The following is a 17,053-nucleotide window of genomic DNA, read 5'->3' as shown; positions in this document are numbered from 1 at the left end:
GTTTTTTCTGCGATGCAGCATCAGACCATTCCGGCCCGCCTCCCCATAAAAAATTGACTAATCAGATCAGCCCCTTGCCTTGCGCACCACATAGGTCCCCGGCGCGTCGCCCAAGGTATCACGGCCCTTTTCACCCGGAATACGGGCATCGACTTTCCCGTCAGAGCGCTTCTCCAGCCACGCGCCCCAGCGGGGCCACCACGACCCTTCGTGGAACTTTGCCCCCTCCAGCCAGTCCTCGTGATCCAACGACAGGTTGTCGTTTGTGTAGTGGCCATATTTGCCTTTGCTCGGCGGGTTCACGATCCCCGCGATATGGCCCGATTGGGTCATCACAAAGGTCTTGTCCTCGCTGCCCATCATGCGCACGCCGCGATAGCTGTCTTTCCACGGCGCGATGTGGTCGGTCTCGCAGCCGATGGCGATCAGCGGCACGTCTATATCCTCCAGCTTCAGACGATGACCCAACAGCTCAAAGCCGCCCTCGACCAGCTTGTTCTGCTGGCATAGCCCGCGCAGATACTCCATCGCCATGCGCTGCGGCAGGTTCGCCCCATCGCCGTTCCAATACAGCAGATCAAAAGCCGGAGGCGTGTCGCCCAGCATGTAGCTTTTGATCGCGGGCCCATAGACCAGATCATTCGACCGCAAGAAAGAGAACGTCCGCGCCATGATGACCGAGGGCAGGATCCCCTTATCCTTGGTCTCTGCCTCGATCCCGTCGATAAAGTCATCGGTCAAGAAGGGCTGGAACTCCCCCTGATCGGAGAAATCGGTGAGCGCGGTAAAAAAGGTTGCGGATTTAACGGATGTATCGCCGCGCTGCTTCATCAAAGACAGCGTCAGCGACAGCGTGGTCCCCGCGATGCAATAGCCCACGGCGTGCACCTGTTCCTGCGCGGTGATCTCTTTGATTTCGCGGATCGCGGTCAGGAACCCGTCCTCGATATAGTCGCCCATGCCGATGTCACGATGACTTTGGTCCGGATTGACCCATGACACCATGAACAGCGTATAGCCCTGATCCACGATCCATTTCACCAGACTGTTCTGAGCCTTGAGATCAAGGATATAGAATTTATTGATCCAGGGTGGGAAGATCACGATCGGCGTGGCGTCGACCTCTTCGGTGCTGGGACTGTATTGGATCAGCTCGAACAGCTTGTTGCGATAGACGACCTTGCCGGGGGATGTGGCGATGTTGCGGCCCAGTTCAAACGCGCTTTCATCGGCCAGCCGCACGATCAGCTCGCCGTTATTCGCCTCTAGGTCGGCAATCAGGTTCTCCAGCCCGCGGATCAGGCTTTCGCCCTCGGTCGCGACAGCGCGTTCCAGCGCATCGGGGTTGGTGGCCAGAAAGTTGGTCGGGCTCATCATGTCGATGATCTGGCGGCTAAAGTATTGCAGCCGTTTCTTTTCATGCGGGGCGAGATCGGCTACGTGATCAACCGCTTGGCCCAAGGCCTCTGCGTTGATCTGGTACTGCTGTTTGACAAAGTTGAAATAGGGGTGCGATTTCCACAGCGGGTTGGCAAAGCGGCGATCCTCGGGCGAGGTATCTTCCGGCGCGGCCAGCTTGCCTTCGGCCAGCGCCTGCTGCGCCTCCATAAAGTGGCCGACGGATTTGCTCCAGTAGGACACCTGCTGTTCGATCATCTTGGCGGGGTTCTGTACGGCTTCGGTCCAATAGGACGCGGCGGCCTTTGCAAACAGCTCTTGATTCGGGCCGTCCAAACTCGCCTGATGCGTGTCCCGCCCGACCATGATCTGCGACAGCCGCGCGCCAAGCGCTTCGACCTTTCGCAGGTTTTCCTCCATACGTTCCTGTGCCTTGGAGCTCTCTGCGTCGGTCTTGGTTGTTTTTATTGTCATAGTAACCGTTCCTCCCTATGTTTGCACCTGCAGCATCGCGCCGACCTTTGGGGGAGGGTCTGACAAGATGCCGGGCACAAGGCCCCCAACAGGAGACCCCTTACATGAAGTATATGGCATCTTACGATTTAATGGAAACGGTGAGAAACACCAACCAGTGGCTGGGTGCCACGGCGTTGGCGATGGCATCGTATCCCGCTTTTGCAGCCATCCCGAACCCTGCGCTGAACTGGATGGCCGCATGGGGCGAAGTGACCGAACGCAGCTTTTCGCGCATGGTGGTCAAACCTGATTGGGATATCCCCCCCGCCGTGGGCGTCGATGGTGCGGACCATCCCGTCCTGATCGAGAAAGAGCTGGAAGGTCCCTTTGGCGATCTGGTGCATTTCGTCGTACAGGGCCGCGATGCGCCCAAGCGCAAGATCCTGCTGATCGCGCCCATGTCGGGTCACTATGCGACGCTGCTGCGGTCGACCGTCATCAGCCTGATTCCTGACGCGGACCTTTATATCACCGACTGGCACAACGCCCGCGACATCCCCGTCAGCGCCGGCAAATTCGACGTAGAGGATTATACCCTGCGGCTCGTCGACTATATGCGCCATCTGGGCCCCGACGTGCATGTCATCGCCGTGTGCCAACCCGCACCGCTGACCCTTGCCGCGACGGCCTATCTGGCGGAACAGGATCCCAAAGCGCAGCCAAGCTCGCTCACATTGATCGGCGGCCCCATTGACACCGCCGCCAGCCCGACAGAGGTGACGGATTTCGGCCACCGCGTGAACATGAACCAACTGCAAGAGATGATGATCCAGCAGGTCGGCTTCCAGCACCAAGGCGTGGGCCGCAAGGTCTATCCCGGTCTGCTGCAGTTGAATTCCTTTATCACGATGAACGCCGAAACCCATGCCAAGGCCTTCCGCGACCAGATCATGCGCGTCGCACAAGGGGTGGCGGGCGACCACGATAAACACAACAAGTTCTACGACGAATACCTCGCCGTGATGGACATGCCCGCTGAATTCTACCTCTCCACCGTGCAGCGGATCTTCAAAGACAACGAAATCGGCACCAACAGCTTCTCGATCATGGGCCAGCCCGTAGACATCGGCAAGATCACCGACGTCGCCGTCAAGACGGTCGAGGGCACAAAGGATGATATCTCGGCCCCCGGTCAATGTATCGCGGCGCTGAATCTCTGCACCGGCCTGCCCGACGACAAAAAAGCAAGCCACCTTGAAGACGGCGCAGGGCACTACGGGATCTTTGCGGGCAAAAGCTGGCGCGAGAATATCCGCCCGCTGGTGCTGAAGTTCATCGACGACAACCAGCGCACGGCCAAGGCGACAGCCCCCAAGGCCCCTGCGGCCCCGGCCAGCGCGGGTAAAACCTCGATCCCCGCACAGAAGTCGACGGCATAATGCCCGCCGCGCCGCGTGACCTGCCCTTTGCCTGTGCCTGCGGCACGGTCAAAGGGACCCTGCGCGGCGTGACACCCGCGCGCGGCAGCCACGCCCAATGCCACTGCATCGATTGCCGCGCGGCCGAGGTCTACCTCGACCAGCCCGACCCCGCGCCACGGGCGATCCAGCTGTTCCAGACCACCCCCGACAGATTCCACTTCGATCAGGGTTTCGACAAGTTGTCGGTGTTTTCCTTCGGGGAGACAAATCTGCTGCGCTGGTATGCCTCTTGCTGTGGCACGCCGATGTTCAACACGCTGCGCAAGCCCAAGCTCGCCTTTGCCAGCATCATGACCCGCACCCTGTCCGACCCTGCCCCGCTTGGGCCGATCGTCGGCACCGGCTATATCCCGACGCCCTCGGGCAAGCTGCGGAACGAAGGGCTGCCACGGTTGATCTGGGGGGCGCTGTCGCGGGCGGCCGGGGCCAAGGTGACAGGCCGCTGGAAGGCGAACCCCTTTATCGATCCTGACACAGCAACGCCCAAACGCCCCGTGCACATCGTCCCGCGTGACCAGCGCAAGGCGATCACCGAGGCGCTGCGCTAACCCGCACTTGACCCGCCCAGATCACGCAGGGGTCAGGGGCATCTTCAACCATTCCTTGATCGCGGCAGTCGTGGCTTCGGGCTGTTCCAGCGTAGGCAGATGCCCTGCCCCCTCGATCACGCGCAAAATCGCATAAGGCAGCAGTTCGGCCATGAAACCATGGCGTTTGACGGGATTGAGCCTGCCCACCTCGCCACACATCACCAGCGTCGGCACCTTGCACTTGCGCAATACCGCCTGCTGGTCACGGGCCCGTTGCAAGGCGCGGGCTTGGCGCACATAGACTTCCGGCCCCAGCGTGTCGGCCATATCCAGCGCAATCTCCAAAATCGCCGCGCGGTCCGGACCGGGGGCCAGCCAGATGGGGTTCAGCTCTTCGCGCATGGCATCGGCCAGCCGCCCCGACTTGACCTTGACGATCAACATCTCGCGCGCGGCGGCACTCTGCGGCGTTTCGGCCAGCGGGCTGGCATCGATCAACGCCAACCGCGTCAACCGATCCGGCGCACGGCGCAAAATCTCAAGCGCGACAGCACCGCCCAACCCCAACCCCGCCAGCGCGAAACGCTTGGGCAACTGGTCCAGCAGGCCAGAGGCGATTTCCTCGATCCGCTCGCCTTGGGTAATCGGGGCGACAGTCACGGCGGTTTTCGCCGACAGCTCGGCGATCTGCGGCCAGAACACCCGCGCGTCAGACATGAGGCCCGGCAGAAGAACAAGAGGGTCAGCCATGTATGTCCCTGTCACTAGTCATAAATTCGCGTCACTTCGGGACACTGCTGCTGCGCCGCACCTCATCACGGATAGGCGATGCCACGCAAGGGCGGAAAATCGCCATAACGCGCACGGCGCTGCGCCAAGGGCTCCGACGGCGACTTCCCGCCGCGCAACAGCATCCCGCGCGGCGCAATATAGCTGGAGATGCTGCGCAGCGGCTGCGGTCTCCACGTCAGGTTGAAGGCGGCGAGCTTGGGAAAGAACCACATCTCGGAATAGGGCAGATGGTCATGCACCCACCACGCCAGATCACGCCAGTCGCGCCCCTGATCATACTGGTCGGCAAACCACGGGATCACGATGGTCGCCCCCGCAATCGCCTGCGCCCCCGCAATCGCCCCCGCGCCACGGTCCCAGATGTGACATTCGATCGGGTTGTCATTGGCCGCGCAATTCAGCTTGTGCCGGTTGCCATAGGCATTCAGCGCCGCCGACCGATACCCCGACCGCACGGCGATCCGGCCAAAGGTTTCCTCTAGCGGGTCCAGCAGGGTCGTGCAGAAGGCCCGTCCGTTTTCGATGGCAAGATCGGGATTGTCGGGGATATTGGGCTGCCCGTGAAACCCCGAAATCTCGGAGTACATAAAATCGCGCATAAAGAAATGCCGCGACAGCCGGACCCGCCCAAAGGTTTCAAGGCTCCACATGCTGGCCGGTTTACGCATGGCAAAGCCCCTTATCCTCAGGCCGTGGCAGAGACCTTTTCTACCGCTTGGATCAGCAGCTCCAGACAGCGGTCGTCGGAAAAGCGGTGGTCCGCATCCTTGACCAGTTGCAACTGCATGTCCGGCCCCTGCGCATGTTCCAGCAGACGCACGGCTGTGGCGACGCTGACGGCGGTATCTGCGGTGCCTTGCAGAAAGCGCGTCGGGAACGGCAGATGCAGCGGATCGCGCAGCACCAGCTGCTTGCGCCCGTCCTCGATCATCCGGCGCGTGATGATGTAAGGCTCCATATAATCGGACGGCAGTTCGACCTGCCCCGTCTCGGCCAGAGTCTTTTTCTGCGCCTCGGTGAAACTGGCCCAATAGCCGTCTTCGGTAAAATCAGGGGCCGCGGCGATGGTCACCAGCCCCGCGATCCGCGCGGGCAGCGCGCGCACCAGCAGCAGCGATTGCCAGCCGCCCATAGACGACCCCACCGGCAGGATCGGCCCCTCGGTCAACGCTTCTACCGCGGCCAATGTGTCTTCGGCCCAATCGCCAATGCAGCCCTCCGTGAACGCGCCAGAAGATTCCCCGTGACCCGAATAATCGAACCGCAAGAACGCCCGCCCCTCGCGTTTGGCCCAGTCCTCAAGGAACACCGCCTTGGTCCCCATCATGTCGGATTTCAGACCGCCCAGAAACACCACGCAGGGGCCTGTGCCTTCGGTCTTGTGATAGGCCAGCCGCCGCCCTTGAGGCGTTTCCAGATACATCGGAGCCGTCATCCTCAGCCCCCCAGATAGGTGCCCTTGGCGGGGCGATAAAAGATTTTCTGGTTGTGCAGACGGCCCAGCAGATCGTCGATCCGGCGCAGGCTGTCTTTGGCGGCATCGGCGGGCAGCATCGATGCGGTGTCATTCAGCGCATCCATCGACAGATCGCGTTTGGTCACATGTAGCGCTGCCTCGATCAGGTCGATATCGCTGATCGTCAGCTCGAAGTTGCGGTTGTGTTTGGACATGGGCGAACCCCTTTGGATCAAATGCGCGCCCCAGTCATACGCCCCGCCGCCCCGACGATCAATCCGCCGCTTCGACTTCGTGCAGCCCAAGCGCCGCAATCGCGGCCCCTGCGGACATGACTGCGAATAGAACCAGCGTTGCCACCGGCCCGATCAGCGCGGCACCGCCCCCCGCCACGCCCGCGACCAACAGCAGCCCGCCAATCACCGTGTTGGACACGGCGGCATAGGCCGACCGCTGGTCCTTGGGCGACATATCCACCAGATAGGTAGACCGCCCCTGCCGCACCCCGTGATAGGCGATCATCAGGATGAACAGCACCAGCGGCATAGCCCAGATCTGCGTCGCCATCCCCAGCAGTGCCAGCGCCACCGCACCCACCATCGCCAAGGCCCCGACAATGCCGGTCAACATCAGCACACGGCGGCTCGACTGGTCCGACAGCCGACCCCAGACGTAGGAGCTTAACAGCGACGCCAAGGCCGAGGCGAGCACCAGCGCGCCAAGCTGGCCAAGGGCGGATTGATCCTCGCCCCCCGCCAGCACCACGAAATACGGCGGCGCAAGCGATGTGGCGACCAGCAGCCCGCGCACCAGAATGAACCGCCGCAGGTTCGCGTCCTCCTTCAGGATAGAGAAACTGGCAGGCGTCGCCTTGCCGCCCTCGCTTGGGGCCTCGTCCAGCGTGGAAAACAACAGCGCCGCGCCGCCCCATAGTGCGGCCGCCAGCGCGATGGCCGCGATCACCACGCCGCGATCCTGTACCAGCCCCGACATCAGCAAAAGCGCCAGCACCAGCACCCCGGCAGAGGCGACAGACCCCGCCGTGCCCGTGATCGACCCGCGCCGCGACTTGCCCACGGTCTTGCCAAGGATATCCTTATACGACACCGAACAGGCCGCGCGGCTGACCGCCAACCCCGCCAGCGCCGCGCAAATCGCCAGCCCCGCCGCTGATCCGTCCAGCAGCAGCGCGGCCCCCACGATCAGCGCCGCGAAAATGCCCTGCCCCGCAGATCCCGCGACCCACGCCCATTTGCGCCGCCCCATCGCCTGCACCCAGCCCGCCATCACGATCTGCGGCAACAGCGCCCCCGCCTCGCGGATCGGCACCAGCGCCCCGGCATAGACCGCAGGCGCGCCAAGTGCCGTCAGCAGCCACGACAACATGAGCTTGGGGTCAATCAGCCCGTCAGCCACTTTGGTCATAGTCAGGCTGGCGATATGGCGCAGGGCGTTCGGGGCCTCGGCCTCTTGCGCATGGGGCGACAGATCCTGCGCGTCGCCCTCTGCCCCTGAAAGCGTCTCAAACGCCCGCTGCGCCACATCATCCTGCATGTCTTCGCGTCCCGTCGCTACCCGTTAATCTGATGTTATCTATGGCACCGCGCCCCCAAGGAAAGGACAGCGCCCCATTTCACACGCCGCGCCCGCGCGCCCCACCGCGATATTGACAAGCCAGACCGCCGACGCCAAACAGGCCGGACGCATATAACCCGCAACCGGGCGTCTCGTAGGCGCCAAACCGACGAGGAGGCCCAGATGGCCCAGATCACCCTCACCCTTCCCGATGGCAACGCACGTCAGTACGACGCAGGTATCACTGCGGGCGACGTGGCGAACGACATCTCCAAATCGCTTGGCAAGAAAGCGATCAGCGCCACCGTGGACGGCGCCCATTACGATCTGGCATGGCCGATCAACGCGGACGCCAGCATCGCGATCCACACCATGGCCGACGAAGCGCAGGCGAACGAGCTGGTGCGCCACGACCTCGCCCACATCATGGCCCGCGCCGTGCAAGAGCTTTGGCCCGACACAAAAGTCACCATCGGCCCCGTCATCAAGGACGGCTGGTACTATGACTTCGACCGCAAGGAATCCTTCACTCCCGAAGACCTTGGCCTGATCGAAAAGAAGATGAAGGAAATCATCAACAAGCGTGACCCCGTCCGGACCGAGGTCTGGGACCGCGAGCGCGCGATCAAGCATTACGAGGACAACGGCGAACCCTATAAGGTCGAGCTGATCAACAGCATCCCCGGCGACGAACCGCTGCGCATGTATTGGCACGGCGACTGGCAAGACCTGTGCCGTGGGCCGCACCTGCAACACACCGGACAGGTGCCGGGCGACGCGTTCAAACTGATGTCCATCGCGGGGGCCTACTGGCGCGGCGACAGCGACCGCGCGATGCTGCAACGCATCTACGGCGTGGCCTTCACCGGCAAGGAAAAGCTGAAAGCCCACCTGAACATGCTGGAAGAGGCCGCCAAACGCGACCACCGCAAGCTGGGCCGCGAGATGGACCTTTATCACATGCAGGAAGAGGCCCCCGGTCAGGTCTTCTGGCACGCCAACGGCTGGCTGATCTACACCCAGCTGCAAGACTACATGCGCCGCAAGCAACGCGCCGGCGGCTATGTCGAGGTGAACACACCGCAGGTCGTGGACCGTAAACTCTGGGAGGCCTCCGGCCACTGGGAGAAATACCAAGACCACATGTTCATCGTCGAAGTGGACGAGGAACACGCCCGCGAGAAATCGGTCAACGCGCTGAAACCGATGAACTGCCCCTGCCACGTGCAGATCTTTAACCAGGGTCTGAAATCCTACCGCGACCTGCCCCTGCGCATGGCCGAATTCGGGTCGTGCAACCGCTATGAACCCTCGGGCGCGCTGCACGGGATCATGCGCGTGCGCGGCTTTACACAAGACGACGGCCACATTTTCTGCGCCGAAGACCAGATCGAAGCCGAAACCGCCAAGTTCATCGAATTCCTGTCGGGCATCTACAAAGACCTCGGCTTCGAAAACTTCAGCGTCAAATTCTCTGACCGCCCCGAAAAACGCTCCGGCTCGGACGAGGTCTGGGACAAGGCCGAGGCGGCGTTGCTCTCGGCCACCCGCAAGGCAGGCATCGAACCCACGCTCAACCCCGGCGAAGGCGCGTTCTACGGCCCGAAACTGGAATTTGTGCTGACCGACGCCATCGGCCGTGACTGGCAATGCGGCACCCATCAGGTGGACTTCGTGCTGCCCGAACGGCTGGACGCGACCTATATCGGATCGGACGGCGCGAAACACCGCCCCGTCATGCTGCACCGCGCCACCTTGGGGTCGTTCGAACGCTTTATCGGCATCCTGATCGAAGAACACGCGGGCAAGCTGCCCTTCTGGCTCGCCCCGCGTCAGGTCGTCGTCGCCTCCATCACCTCCGAGGCGGATGATTACGTGCACGAGGTCGTGGCCACGCTCAAGGCGCAAGGCGTCCGCGCCGAGGCCGACATCCGCAACGAAAAGATCAACTACAAGGTCCGTGAACATTCGGTCGGCAAAGTGCCGGTGATCCTTGCAGTCGGCGCGCGCGAAGTCGAAGAGAAAACCGTGTCCGTCCGCCGTCTGGGGGAAAAGCAGACCTCGGTTCAGGCGCTGTCGGATGTGGCGAACGCCTTGGGCATCGAAGCCACACCGCCCGATTTACGCGGCTGAAAACTGTAACAAACCTCTCGGGGCGCAACGATCTTGCGCCCCGAACATGTCACTATGTTTCAAAATTGCGCCTCCCAACGCTGGAATCTCGCGAATTGTTACAAAAAAACCGGCGATTTTCTGACGCCTCCGTGACACACTCCGATGTGAGTAGCTTTGTCGCACCCCACGCGGCTTAATGTCCTTATCGACAAGCAACCAACCTCAGGAGGAAACACCAATGTCCAACACAATGAAAACACTCGCCGTTGCAGGCGCAGTTGCCGCTGCAATGTCCGCACATTCGACCGCAGCAAACGCCGCGTCGAAAGAAAAATGCTACGGCGTGGCGCTTGCCGGTCAGAATGACTGCGCCGCAGGCCCGGGCACCACATGCGCTGGCACATCCGTCACCGACTACCAGGGCAACGCCTGGAAACTGGTTGACGCAGGCACCTGCGCCGACATGGAACTGCCCGCAATGGCAGACGGGTCAGAGCGTATGGGCTCCCTCGAAGCGCTGGACCGTGACCTGCCAGCCTAAGCCCTTAGCGGCCTAAACCCTTCGCCTGCGCGGCACGCCCCATGCCGCCGCGCAGGCCCCTTTACACGACCCCTCGGATAGGGAGCCTCTTATGCCAGACGGTGCCACCCGTTTCGACACATTGCCCGCAAGCCCGGGCGTCGGCTATAAACCCCAGCATTTCAAAGACCTGCAGGACGATCCTGGTCCAGTTCAATGGATCGAAATCCATGCAGAGAATTACATGGGCGATGGCGGCCGCCCACTGGCGCAGCTGCGCGCCCTGTCCGAAAAATTCGCCCTGTCTGTGCATGGCGTCGGGCTAAGCATCGGTGGCGAAATGCCACTGGACCGCGATCACCTCGCCCGTTTGAAAAAGCTGTGTGACTGGGCAAACCCTGCCAGTTTCTCTGAACATCTTGCATGGTCTACCCATGACAGCGAGTTTCTGAACGACCTGCTGCCCCTCCCCTATACCGAAGCCACCCTGTCCCGCGTGGCGGATCACATCAGTCAGGTGCAAGACACGATCGGGCGCCAAATGCTGCTGGAAAACCCCTCCAGCTATCTCGCCTTTGATGAATCCACCTTGTCTGAAACTGACTTTTTGGCCGAGCTAACCCACCGGACCTCCTGTGGTTTATTGCTGGATGTCAACAATGTGTTCATTTCGGCGAAAAACCTCGCCCTCTCCCCGCGCGACTATATCGACGCCTATCCGGTAGACGCCGTGGGCGAGCTTCACGTCGGCGGTCACGAGGAAGACAGCGTCGGTTTCAACCAGCCGCTGCTGATCGACAGCCACAGCCGCCCCGTGGTCGACCCCGTTTGGGATCTGCTGGCCTATACGCTGGACCGTACCGGCCCCAAGCCCGTGCTGGTGGAATGGGACAATGACGTGCCCGATTGGCCGACCCTGCGCGCCGAGGCAGAGCGTGCGGCGGATGTGCTGGCCCGATGACCACGCTGCACCGGTTTCGGACACCCCTGCTGGACCCAACGCAGGACCGCCCCGAAGGGTTGCGCGGTGCCGCTGGCGCGCCCGCTGACACGCGCTATGACGTTTACCGCAACAACGTCACCCATTCGCTGATCGGCGCGCTGCACAGCGCCTTTCCCTTGGTGGTCAAGATTCTGGGCACGCAGAACTTCGACCAGATCGCCCCCGCCTTTGTGCGTGCGCATCCGCCGAGCTCTCCGTTAATGATGCACTATGGCGCTGATTTTCCGCAGTTTCTTGCCGCGCAACCGCCTTTGTCAAAGATGGGTTACCTGCCCGATTGCGCCCGTCTCGACCTCGCACTCCGCCGGTCCTATCACGCCGCCGACAGCGCGCCCTTCGACCTTGCCGCCTTCCAGCAGATTGCGCCCGACGCGATGATGCAGGCGCAGCTGCCCCCCGCCCCCTCGACGGTGCTGCTCCGCTCTGACTGGCCGCTGTATGACATCTGGCGGTTCAACATGCAGGCGGATGCCCCCAAGCCGCAGATGCAGGCGCAGGACGTGTTAATCACCCGTCCCGACTTCGACCCCGCCCCGCATCTGTTGCCCGCCGGCGGCGGCGCATGGTTCGCCGCCTTGGCTGGGGGTGCCACGCTTGATCAGGCCCATGACACCGCGCTGGCCGCGCACCCCGATTTCGACCTTGGCGCGGCTTTGGGCCTGTGCTTTGCAACCGGCGCGTTTTGCGCAAAGAACGGCGGATAAGATGCTGATGACCCTCACCCTTTACGATCGCGCGACCGGCTGGATCACCGCGCAAGACTGGCTGCTGCCCACATTGGCGCGGTTCCTGTTCGCCGCGGTACTGACGCAGTATTTCTTTACCTCTGGCGTGACCAAGCTTGACGGTCTGTTTACGCTGAGCACCGGTGCCTATGTCCAGATCTTCCCCCGCGCGTTCGAGGCGGCGGGCTATGACGCGACCGCGCTGTCGGCGTGGCACGGGCTGGTGGCCTATGCGGGGACGCTGGCGGAGTTCGTGCTGCCCGCGTTGATTGTGCTGGGGCTGTTCACACGGTTTGCGGCCTTGGGGATGATCGGCTTTGTGGTGCTGCAATCGCTCACCGATCTATACGGCCACGGGCAGTGGAGCGCGCTTGGCCAGTGGTTTGACCGCCTGCCGGACGGGACCATTCTGGACCAACGCGGGCTTTGGGTGCTGCTGCTGGTGGTGCTGGTGGTCAAGGGCGGCGGGCCGGTTGCGCTGGATCGCGTCTTGCTGGCGCGCCGCCGCTGAGGGTTACTGCGCGGCTTTGACCTTTGCCTCTGTGGCGTCGTTCCAGCCGAGGAACAGATCCTCCCCCACCGCGATCAGGGGGCGTTTCATCAAGGCGGGATGGGCCGCGAGCAATTCCAGCGGATCAGCACCGCGTTCCGCCTCGTCCAGACCGCGCCATGTGGTCGACCGGGTGTTGACCAGTGCTGCGCCGAATTGCGCGTGGGCGCGGGCCAGCACGTCGGCGGGGACACCGTCCTTGCGCACATCGACGAGCTGCGCGTCGGGCAGCGCCTTGATCGCCTTGCGGCAGGTATCGCAGTTTTTCAGACCGTAGATCAGCATTCTCACCTCACTTTTTTGGGGTTTCATATGTCCTAAGATAATCGGGCAGCGCAAAATTTCTTGATTTCTGGCGCGGGTGAACAACCTTTTATCGCGTAAGGCGGCGAAAGCAATTTTTCGACGCTGTGACAGCGATTAATGAGGAGCGTTGAGAAATGCCAACGGGTACAGTCAAATGGTTTAACACCACCAAAGGATACGGGTTCATCGCGCCGGAGGGCGGCGGATCGGATGTGTTTGTCCATATCTCTGCGGTGGAACGGTCGGGGCTGACCGGGCTGGCGGACGAGCAGAAAGTGTCTTTCGAGATGTCCGAGGGCCGCGATGGCCGTCAGATGGCGACGGATCTGGAACTGCTGTAAAAAAGCCCGATGCCCAAGGGACACCGGGTTTTCTGGTCGTCTTGCGGGCAGAGGCACGCGGGGCTGCGGCTTAGCGGCAGCCCTTTTCCCCCGGCACGCAGGAATAGGTGACGGGACGCGGCGTATAGTGCCGCACCTTGTGCTTTTTCGGCGCGGGGTGCGCCATCATCTGCTGGTAGCTGGTGCTGGTGTTCGGCGTGCCGCAGCAGATGACACCGGAAATGGTGATCGGCTGGAGCCCTGCGGGGCAATAGTTGGCCGAGGACGGGTAGGCATAGATCTTGGGCTCTGCCGAGACCTGCGCGGGCAGCAGAACCGCGCCCATCAGACCCAATCCGGCCATCATTCCTGTTGTTAGACGCATAATATCCCTCGTTATTTTCAATTTCCCTTAATTTGCCCAGTGTCAGCGGCCAAGTCTAGCCTTTTTGCCCCCTAGGGGTGTGTTGTAGGCGCGGTGTGGCGGCGGAGGCGCGGGCTGCGGAGCGGGGCTCGGGTTACCCATGGGTAACTTAAGTAATTGTTATTGTTTGTTTATTTTTGGTTAGACAGGCGTGCGGTGGCGTGCGTTCGCTGGTGTGAGGCGTGGTTCGGCTTGGTTGGGAGGAAAGCCGTAAAGCAGCTTTTGAATGGGTGCGGTGACTTAGATTGAAAGTGCCGCGCCCGAACCGAGGGGTGGAAGCGAAGCGCCCGCCCCGTGGGGGCGGTTCGGGCGCTGCCCAATCGGAGATTGGGCAATGCAGCTCAAATAAGAGGCCCATCTATAGGCTAAAGTTCCTAAGAATTTCGTTCTCATCGTATCGAATTTTTCGAACTTTTACGACTGATAACTTTACTGTACGACCAGTTCTGGTCGAGGCTCTGCGTACGTCGAATACAATGATTGAAGAGTTCGATTTCCGATCAGTGATATTTGCGGCTAGACTTTCTGCAATTAGTTTCACACCTTCAACGGTTCTACCCGCCGGAGTTAAGAAGAATGGTATTGGTCTCGCATCATTACTTGTAACAATTCGACCGTTAAAAGTATTCATATTGAAACTTGAAACTTTACCTTGAATACTAGTAATTCTGTTGTCCAACTCCCTATATCGCAGCCTATCGTAGCTAGCAGAGTTCAAGACAATTTCCGAACCAGCTTCTTCTAGATATTCGCCGTTGACTGGGGAGATTTTCAGCTGGCTTGCGGTTTCGGAACCAACCATTGGTCGATGTAGCTCTGAAATTGAAGGTTCAATTTTTTCAACAAGAGACTCAATTTGCGATTTTTTCGGCATGATGATTCCCTCAGAACCCTCTCGCACCCCTTTTTCATAGATCTCCCGAAGGCTCTTATCATAGTCGACAGTTTGGCCTGTAGCCTCATGAACTGCAATTTCGTAAAGTGAATAGACTAAATGCCCCAAAGGATTGTCTGACTTTAAAGATCCCAGAGAAAAAGTTGCTGCGCCGGTAGCAGCAATGATTGCCGCTACCTTGTAACTGCCGGCTTCTGGAGGGGCGCAAAGAATTTGTGCGCCGCGTAGTGAAGGAACTTGCGTAATTACTTCGCTACTATTCAGAGCAAAATGTGTAGTTAAGGCAAGGCTTCGTTCAAAACCGAGCATGGCGCGGGACAAGTCATACAGGCTGATTATATGATCGTCAGAAAGTCCACCTGTATAACTCATCTGTATTAGGTAGGGCTTACCTGTATAATTTCGTTCACTCACCCATCAATCACTCCAATAAACTCCCGCCATTCCCCTTTAGACATACCGCTATCCTCCTGCGTGACCTCCTCACCCTTCACCATCCGGCGGATACACTCAAGAGCTGTATTGGACATAGTCGCACCACCTAGACGGTAATCCTCGAAGGCGCGGTAGGCGGCGGGGACCCAGTCGGCGACGACGTTGCAGATGGCATCGGCATAAACGCGGATCTCGTATTGGGCGTGGGCATCGGCGCGCAGACGCAGGAAGTGGAACAGGTTGTGCAGGTCCACCTTCCAGTACCATTGCGTGTAGATGTTCGACGGCAGGTTCATCCGCGCCAGCTCTCGTGCCAGACCGTCTTGCGGTTCGCCGTCGGGGCCGGTTTCGGCGATCATCGCCTCGTAATTGTCATAGGCGCGGTTGCTGTCGGACTTGAGGATCTCGAGCACACGGGCGGCCTCTGCCCCTTCCAGAACGCCGCCGCGGCCCTGATTGTTCACCACGCTTTGGGCGTTCACATGGGACGGCTCGGGGATGTAGAATTCGCGGTCCAGGATCGAATAGCGGGCGGAGTATTCGTTGACGTTGGCGGTGCGGTGGCGGATCCACTGGCGCGCGACGAAGACGGGCAGTTTGACGTGGAGCTTGATCTCGCACATCTCGAAGGGGGTGGAGTGCCAGTGGCGCATCAGGTAGCGGATCAGCCCTTCGTCGTTCTGCACCGATTTCGTACCGCGCCCATAGCTGACGCGGGCCGCCTGACAGATCGCCGCATCGTCGCCCATATAGTCGATGACGCGCACAAAGCCGTGGTCGAGCACGGGAATGGCCTTGTAGAGATGGGTCTCCATCCCTTCGGAGACGGCGCGCAGGGTCTGTTTCGGCTCTGCCCGCAGAGCGTCGATTTCGGCTTGTTGGTCGGGGCTGATCGGCATGGGGGGCGTCCTGTCATATGGGCGTGGATTCGGGGTCTACTATATCTGCGGCAGCAGGCCACCGGAACCGCCATATGCGGTATTGTTTTTGGGTAGCACTTTGGCGGCAAATGCGTGTGAGGCAAGGTGGAGCGTTGACAGCAGGGCGCGCGATTGGCGACTGTCGCGGCAATCAACAAGAAATTTTCGAGGCAGACAGTTATGAAATTTGGGACATCAGCGCTGGCGCTGTGCGTATTTTTGGCAGCATGTGGCAGTGGCACGCCGTTTAACGGCGAGACGGAGGCAGATACGGGCACGGGTACCGACGGGAGCACGGGTGCCAGTGCCATTCCCGAAGAACTGGCGAACGACCTCAAGAGCTTTAGCTATGATCCGGCGTCCCAGACGCTGTCGATCACGGGTATCACCGCAGATGATAGCGAGTTCACCGCCAATTATCGCCGCCGCCCCGGCTTGGACCGCAACGGATATGAAGCCTACACCGCGCAGGACGGGTCGCTGGACCGCCACGTCACCGCGTATGTGAAGGACATCGATGGCACCCGCGCCGCTGTGGTGATGACGGGCGGGCAATTCGAACAGGTATTTTCGGGCGCTGGATATTCCAACACCTCGTATTCAGCGCCGGTCGCACCGGGCACGCAATCCGAGGGCGGGCTGGTGACCTATGCGGGGAATTACATCGGGTTGCTGAACGGCGCCGGGTCCGGGGAAGATCTGGCACCGGTTGCAGACGGGACTAACCCCGACACCCTGTCGCGTCAGGCCGCCGAAGTGACGGGCAAAGTGGTTCTGACCGGCGACTTCACCGACGCGGCGGTTGCAGGGATCATCTATGATCGCAAGGTGACCGACTTTGATACAGACGGTGCCTACGATCCCAACTCCGCCACCCCTTTCGAGGCGCAGAACATCGCGCTGGACAGCACTGGCATCGCGGAAGACGGCACTTTCTTCGGGACCGCGTCACAGTCTAACAACGCGGTCGGCAAATACGGCGGTATTTTCGGGGGCACGGGTGCCACGGAAGTTGCTGGTGTGATCCATGCCGAGAACCACATTGCGCTGGGCGGATCGGGCACACCGATCGAGTATGGCGCGTTTGTCCTGACCCAATGCGGCCAACCCGGTGAAGACGCGATCTGCGATCAGCCCGAGCGATAGAGCGGC

At 60.9% G+C, this 17,053-nt stretch carries 19 protein-coding genes; 9 read left to right on the top strand and 10 right to left on the bottom strand.

Going from position 1 to position 17,053, the window contains the following annotated elements:
- Positions 1 to 66: 66 nt before the first annotated feature.
- The gene (locus AB1495_RS11060; protein WP_074635605.1) at positions 67 to 1,872 is read right to left on the bottom strand and encodes an alpha/beta hydrolase; all 1,806 of its coding nucleotides are present in this window, start codon (positions 1,870 to 1,872) and stop codon (positions 67 to 69) included.
- Between the two features lie 104 nt (positions 1,873 to 1,976).
- Here AB1495_RS11060 and phaZ point away from each other — a divergent pair, with 104 nt between their 5' ends.
- Together phaZ and AB1495_RS11050 are read left to right on the top strand one after the other, a co-directional pair.
- Positions 1,977 to 3,293, top strand: a complete 1,317-nt coding sequence (gene phaZ / locus AB1495_RS11055) for a polyhydroxyalkanoate depolymerase (RefSeq protein WP_074635603.1) — start codon at positions 1,977 to 1,979, stop codon at positions 3,291 to 3,293.
- Positions 3,293 to 3,883: a DUF6151 family protein gene (locus tag AB1495_RS11050; protein WP_074635602.1), complete on the top strand. Its 591-nt coding sequence runs from the start codon at positions 3,293 to 3,295 to the stop codon at positions 3,881 to 3,883. Before phaZ ends, AB1495_RS11050 begins: the two co-directional genes overlap by 1 nt.
- A 21-nt stretch (positions 3,884 to 3,904) precedes the next feature.
- Here the strand turns inward: AB1495_RS11050 and AB1495_RS11045 are convergent, their stop codons facing one another.
- The 5 genes from AB1495_RS11045 to AB1495_RS11025 all read right to left on the bottom strand — a co-directional run bounded on the left by AB1495_RS11045 (position 3,905) and on the right by AB1495_RS11025 (position 7,667).
- Positions 3,905 to 4,615, bottom strand: a complete 711-nt coding sequence (locus AB1495_RS11045) for an alpha/beta fold hydrolase (RefSeq protein ID WP_074635600.1) — start codon at positions 4,613 to 4,615, stop codon at positions 3,905 to 3,907.
- A gap of 65 nt (positions 4,616 to 4,680) precedes the next feature.
- Entirely contained in the window at positions 4,681 to 5,307 is a 627-nt protein-coding gene (locus AB1495_RS11040) for a hypothetical protein (RefSeq protein WP_074635734.1), read from the bottom strand.
- A gap of 35 nt (positions 5,308 to 5,342) precedes the next feature.
- Entirely contained in the window at positions 5,343 to 6,092 is a 750-nt protein-coding gene (locus AB1495_RS11035) for a carboxylesterase (protein WP_074635598.1), read from the bottom strand.
- A gap of 2 nt (positions 6,093 to 6,094) precedes the next feature.
- Positions 6,095 to 6,328 (bottom strand): hypothetical protein, encoded by a 234-nt coding sequence (locus AB1495_RS11030; protein WP_005852428.1) that lies wholly within the window; start codon positions 6,326 to 6,328, stop codon positions 6,095 to 6,097.
- Positions 6,329 to 6,386: 58 nt separating this feature from the next.
- Positions 6,387 to 7,667: an MFS transporter gene (locus tag AB1495_RS11025; protein WP_074635597.1), complete on the bottom strand. Its 1,281-nt coding sequence runs from the start codon at positions 7,665 to 7,667 to the stop codon at positions 6,387 to 6,389.
- 204 nt (positions 7,668 to 7,871) lie between these two features.
- On the opposite strand from AB1495_RS11025, the gene thrS reads away from it, so the two are divergent.
- The 5 genes from thrS (at position 7,872) to AB1495_RS11000 (ending at position 12,562) form a co-directional block, all read left to right on the top strand.
- Positions 7,872 to 9,821 (top strand): threonine--tRNA ligase, encoded by a 1,950-nt coding sequence (gene thrS / locus AB1495_RS11020; RefSeq protein WP_009826554.1) that lies wholly within the window; start codon positions 7,872 to 7,874, stop codon positions 9,819 to 9,821.
- Positions 9,822 to 10,041: 220 nt separating this feature from the next.
- Positions 10,042 to 10,344, top strand: coding sequence for a DUF2282 domain-containing protein (locus AB1495_RS11015; protein ID WP_074635595.1), 303 nt, complete (start codon positions 10,042 to 10,044; stop codon positions 10,342 to 10,344).
- A 91-nt stretch (positions 10,345 to 10,435) separates the two neighbouring features.
- Positions 10,436 to 11,284: a DUF692 family multinuclear iron-containing protein gene (locus AB1495_RS11010; RefSeq protein WP_074635593.1), complete on the top strand. Its 849-nt coding sequence runs from the start codon at positions 10,436 to 10,438 to the stop codon at positions 11,282 to 11,284.
- Positions 11,281 to 12,030: a DNA-binding domain-containing protein gene (locus AB1495_RS11005; protein WP_074635591.1), complete on the top strand. Its 750-nt coding sequence runs from the start codon at positions 11,281 to 11,283 to the stop codon at positions 12,028 to 12,030. Before AB1495_RS11010 ends, AB1495_RS11005 begins: the two co-directional genes overlap by 4 nt.
- 1 nt (position 12,031) lies before the next feature.
- Positions 12,032 to 12,562, top strand: a complete 531-nt coding sequence (locus tag AB1495_RS11000; protein WP_074635590.1) for a DoxX family protein — start codon at positions 12,032 to 12,034, stop codon at positions 12,560 to 12,562.
- Between the two features lie 3 nt (positions 12,563 to 12,565).
- On the opposite strand, the gene AB1495_RS10995 is transcribed toward AB1495_RS11000, so the two are convergent.
- The gene (locus AB1495_RS10995; RefSeq protein WP_074635588.1) at positions 12,566 to 12,886 is read right to left on the bottom strand and encodes an arsenate reductase family protein; all 321 of its coding nucleotides are present in this window, start codon (positions 12,884 to 12,886) and stop codon (positions 12,566 to 12,568) included.
- Positions 12,887 to 13,041: 155 nt separating this feature from the next.
- Between AB1495_RS10995 and AB1495_RS10990 the strand changes: the two genes are divergently transcribed.
- Positions 13,042 to 13,248, top strand: coding sequence for a cold-shock protein (locus AB1495_RS10990; RefSeq protein WP_005852411.1), 207 nt, complete (start codon positions 13,042 to 13,044; stop codon positions 13,246 to 13,248).
- Between the two features lie 70 nt (positions 13,249 to 13,318).
- On the opposite strand, the gene AB1495_RS10985 is transcribed toward AB1495_RS10990, so the two are convergent.
- The 3 genes from AB1495_RS10985 to thyX all read right to left on the bottom strand — a co-directional run bounded on the left by AB1495_RS10985 (position 13,319) and on the right by thyX (position 15,880).
- On the bottom strand, positions 13,319 to 13,612 hold the full coding sequence (locus tag AB1495_RS10985) for a hypothetical protein (protein ID WP_235183766.1): 294 nt from the start codon (positions 13,610 to 13,612) through the stop codon (positions 13,319 to 13,321).
- 397 nt (positions 13,613 to 14,009) lie between these two features.
- A complete protein-coding gene (locus AB1495_RS10980; protein WP_139283803.1) occupies positions 14,010 to 14,960 on the bottom strand; it encodes a hypothetical protein in 951 nt (316 codons plus the stop codon).
- The gene (gene thyX / locus AB1495_RS10975; RefSeq protein ID WP_074635586.1) at positions 14,957 to 15,880 is read right to left on the bottom strand and encodes an FAD-dependent thymidylate synthase; all 924 of its coding nucleotides are present in this window, start codon (positions 15,878 to 15,880) and stop codon (positions 14,957 to 14,959) included. The genes AB1495_RS10980 and thyX overlap by 4 nt, the downstream gene beginning before the upstream one ends.
- 201 nt (positions 15,881 to 16,081) lie before the next feature.
- Between thyX and AB1495_RS10970 the strand changes: the two genes are divergently transcribed.
- The gene (locus AB1495_RS10970) at positions 16,082 to 17,047 is read left to right on the top strand and encodes a thymidylate synthase (RefSeq protein ID WP_074635584.1); all 966 of its coding nucleotides are present in this window, start codon (positions 16,082 to 16,084) and stop codon (positions 17,045 to 17,047) included.
- Positions 17,048 to 17,053 lie beyond the last annotated feature (6 nt).

Origin of the sequence: Sulfitobacter pontiacus, from assembly GCF_040790665.1 — a bacterium.
GTDB lineage: Bacteria > Pseudomonadota > Alphaproteobacteria > Rhodobacterales > Rhodobacteraceae > Sulfitobacter > Sulfitobacter pontiacus.
The sequence above is the reverse complement of the archived record's forward strand: the minus strand, read 5'-3'. Positions and strand labels throughout refer to the sequence as shown.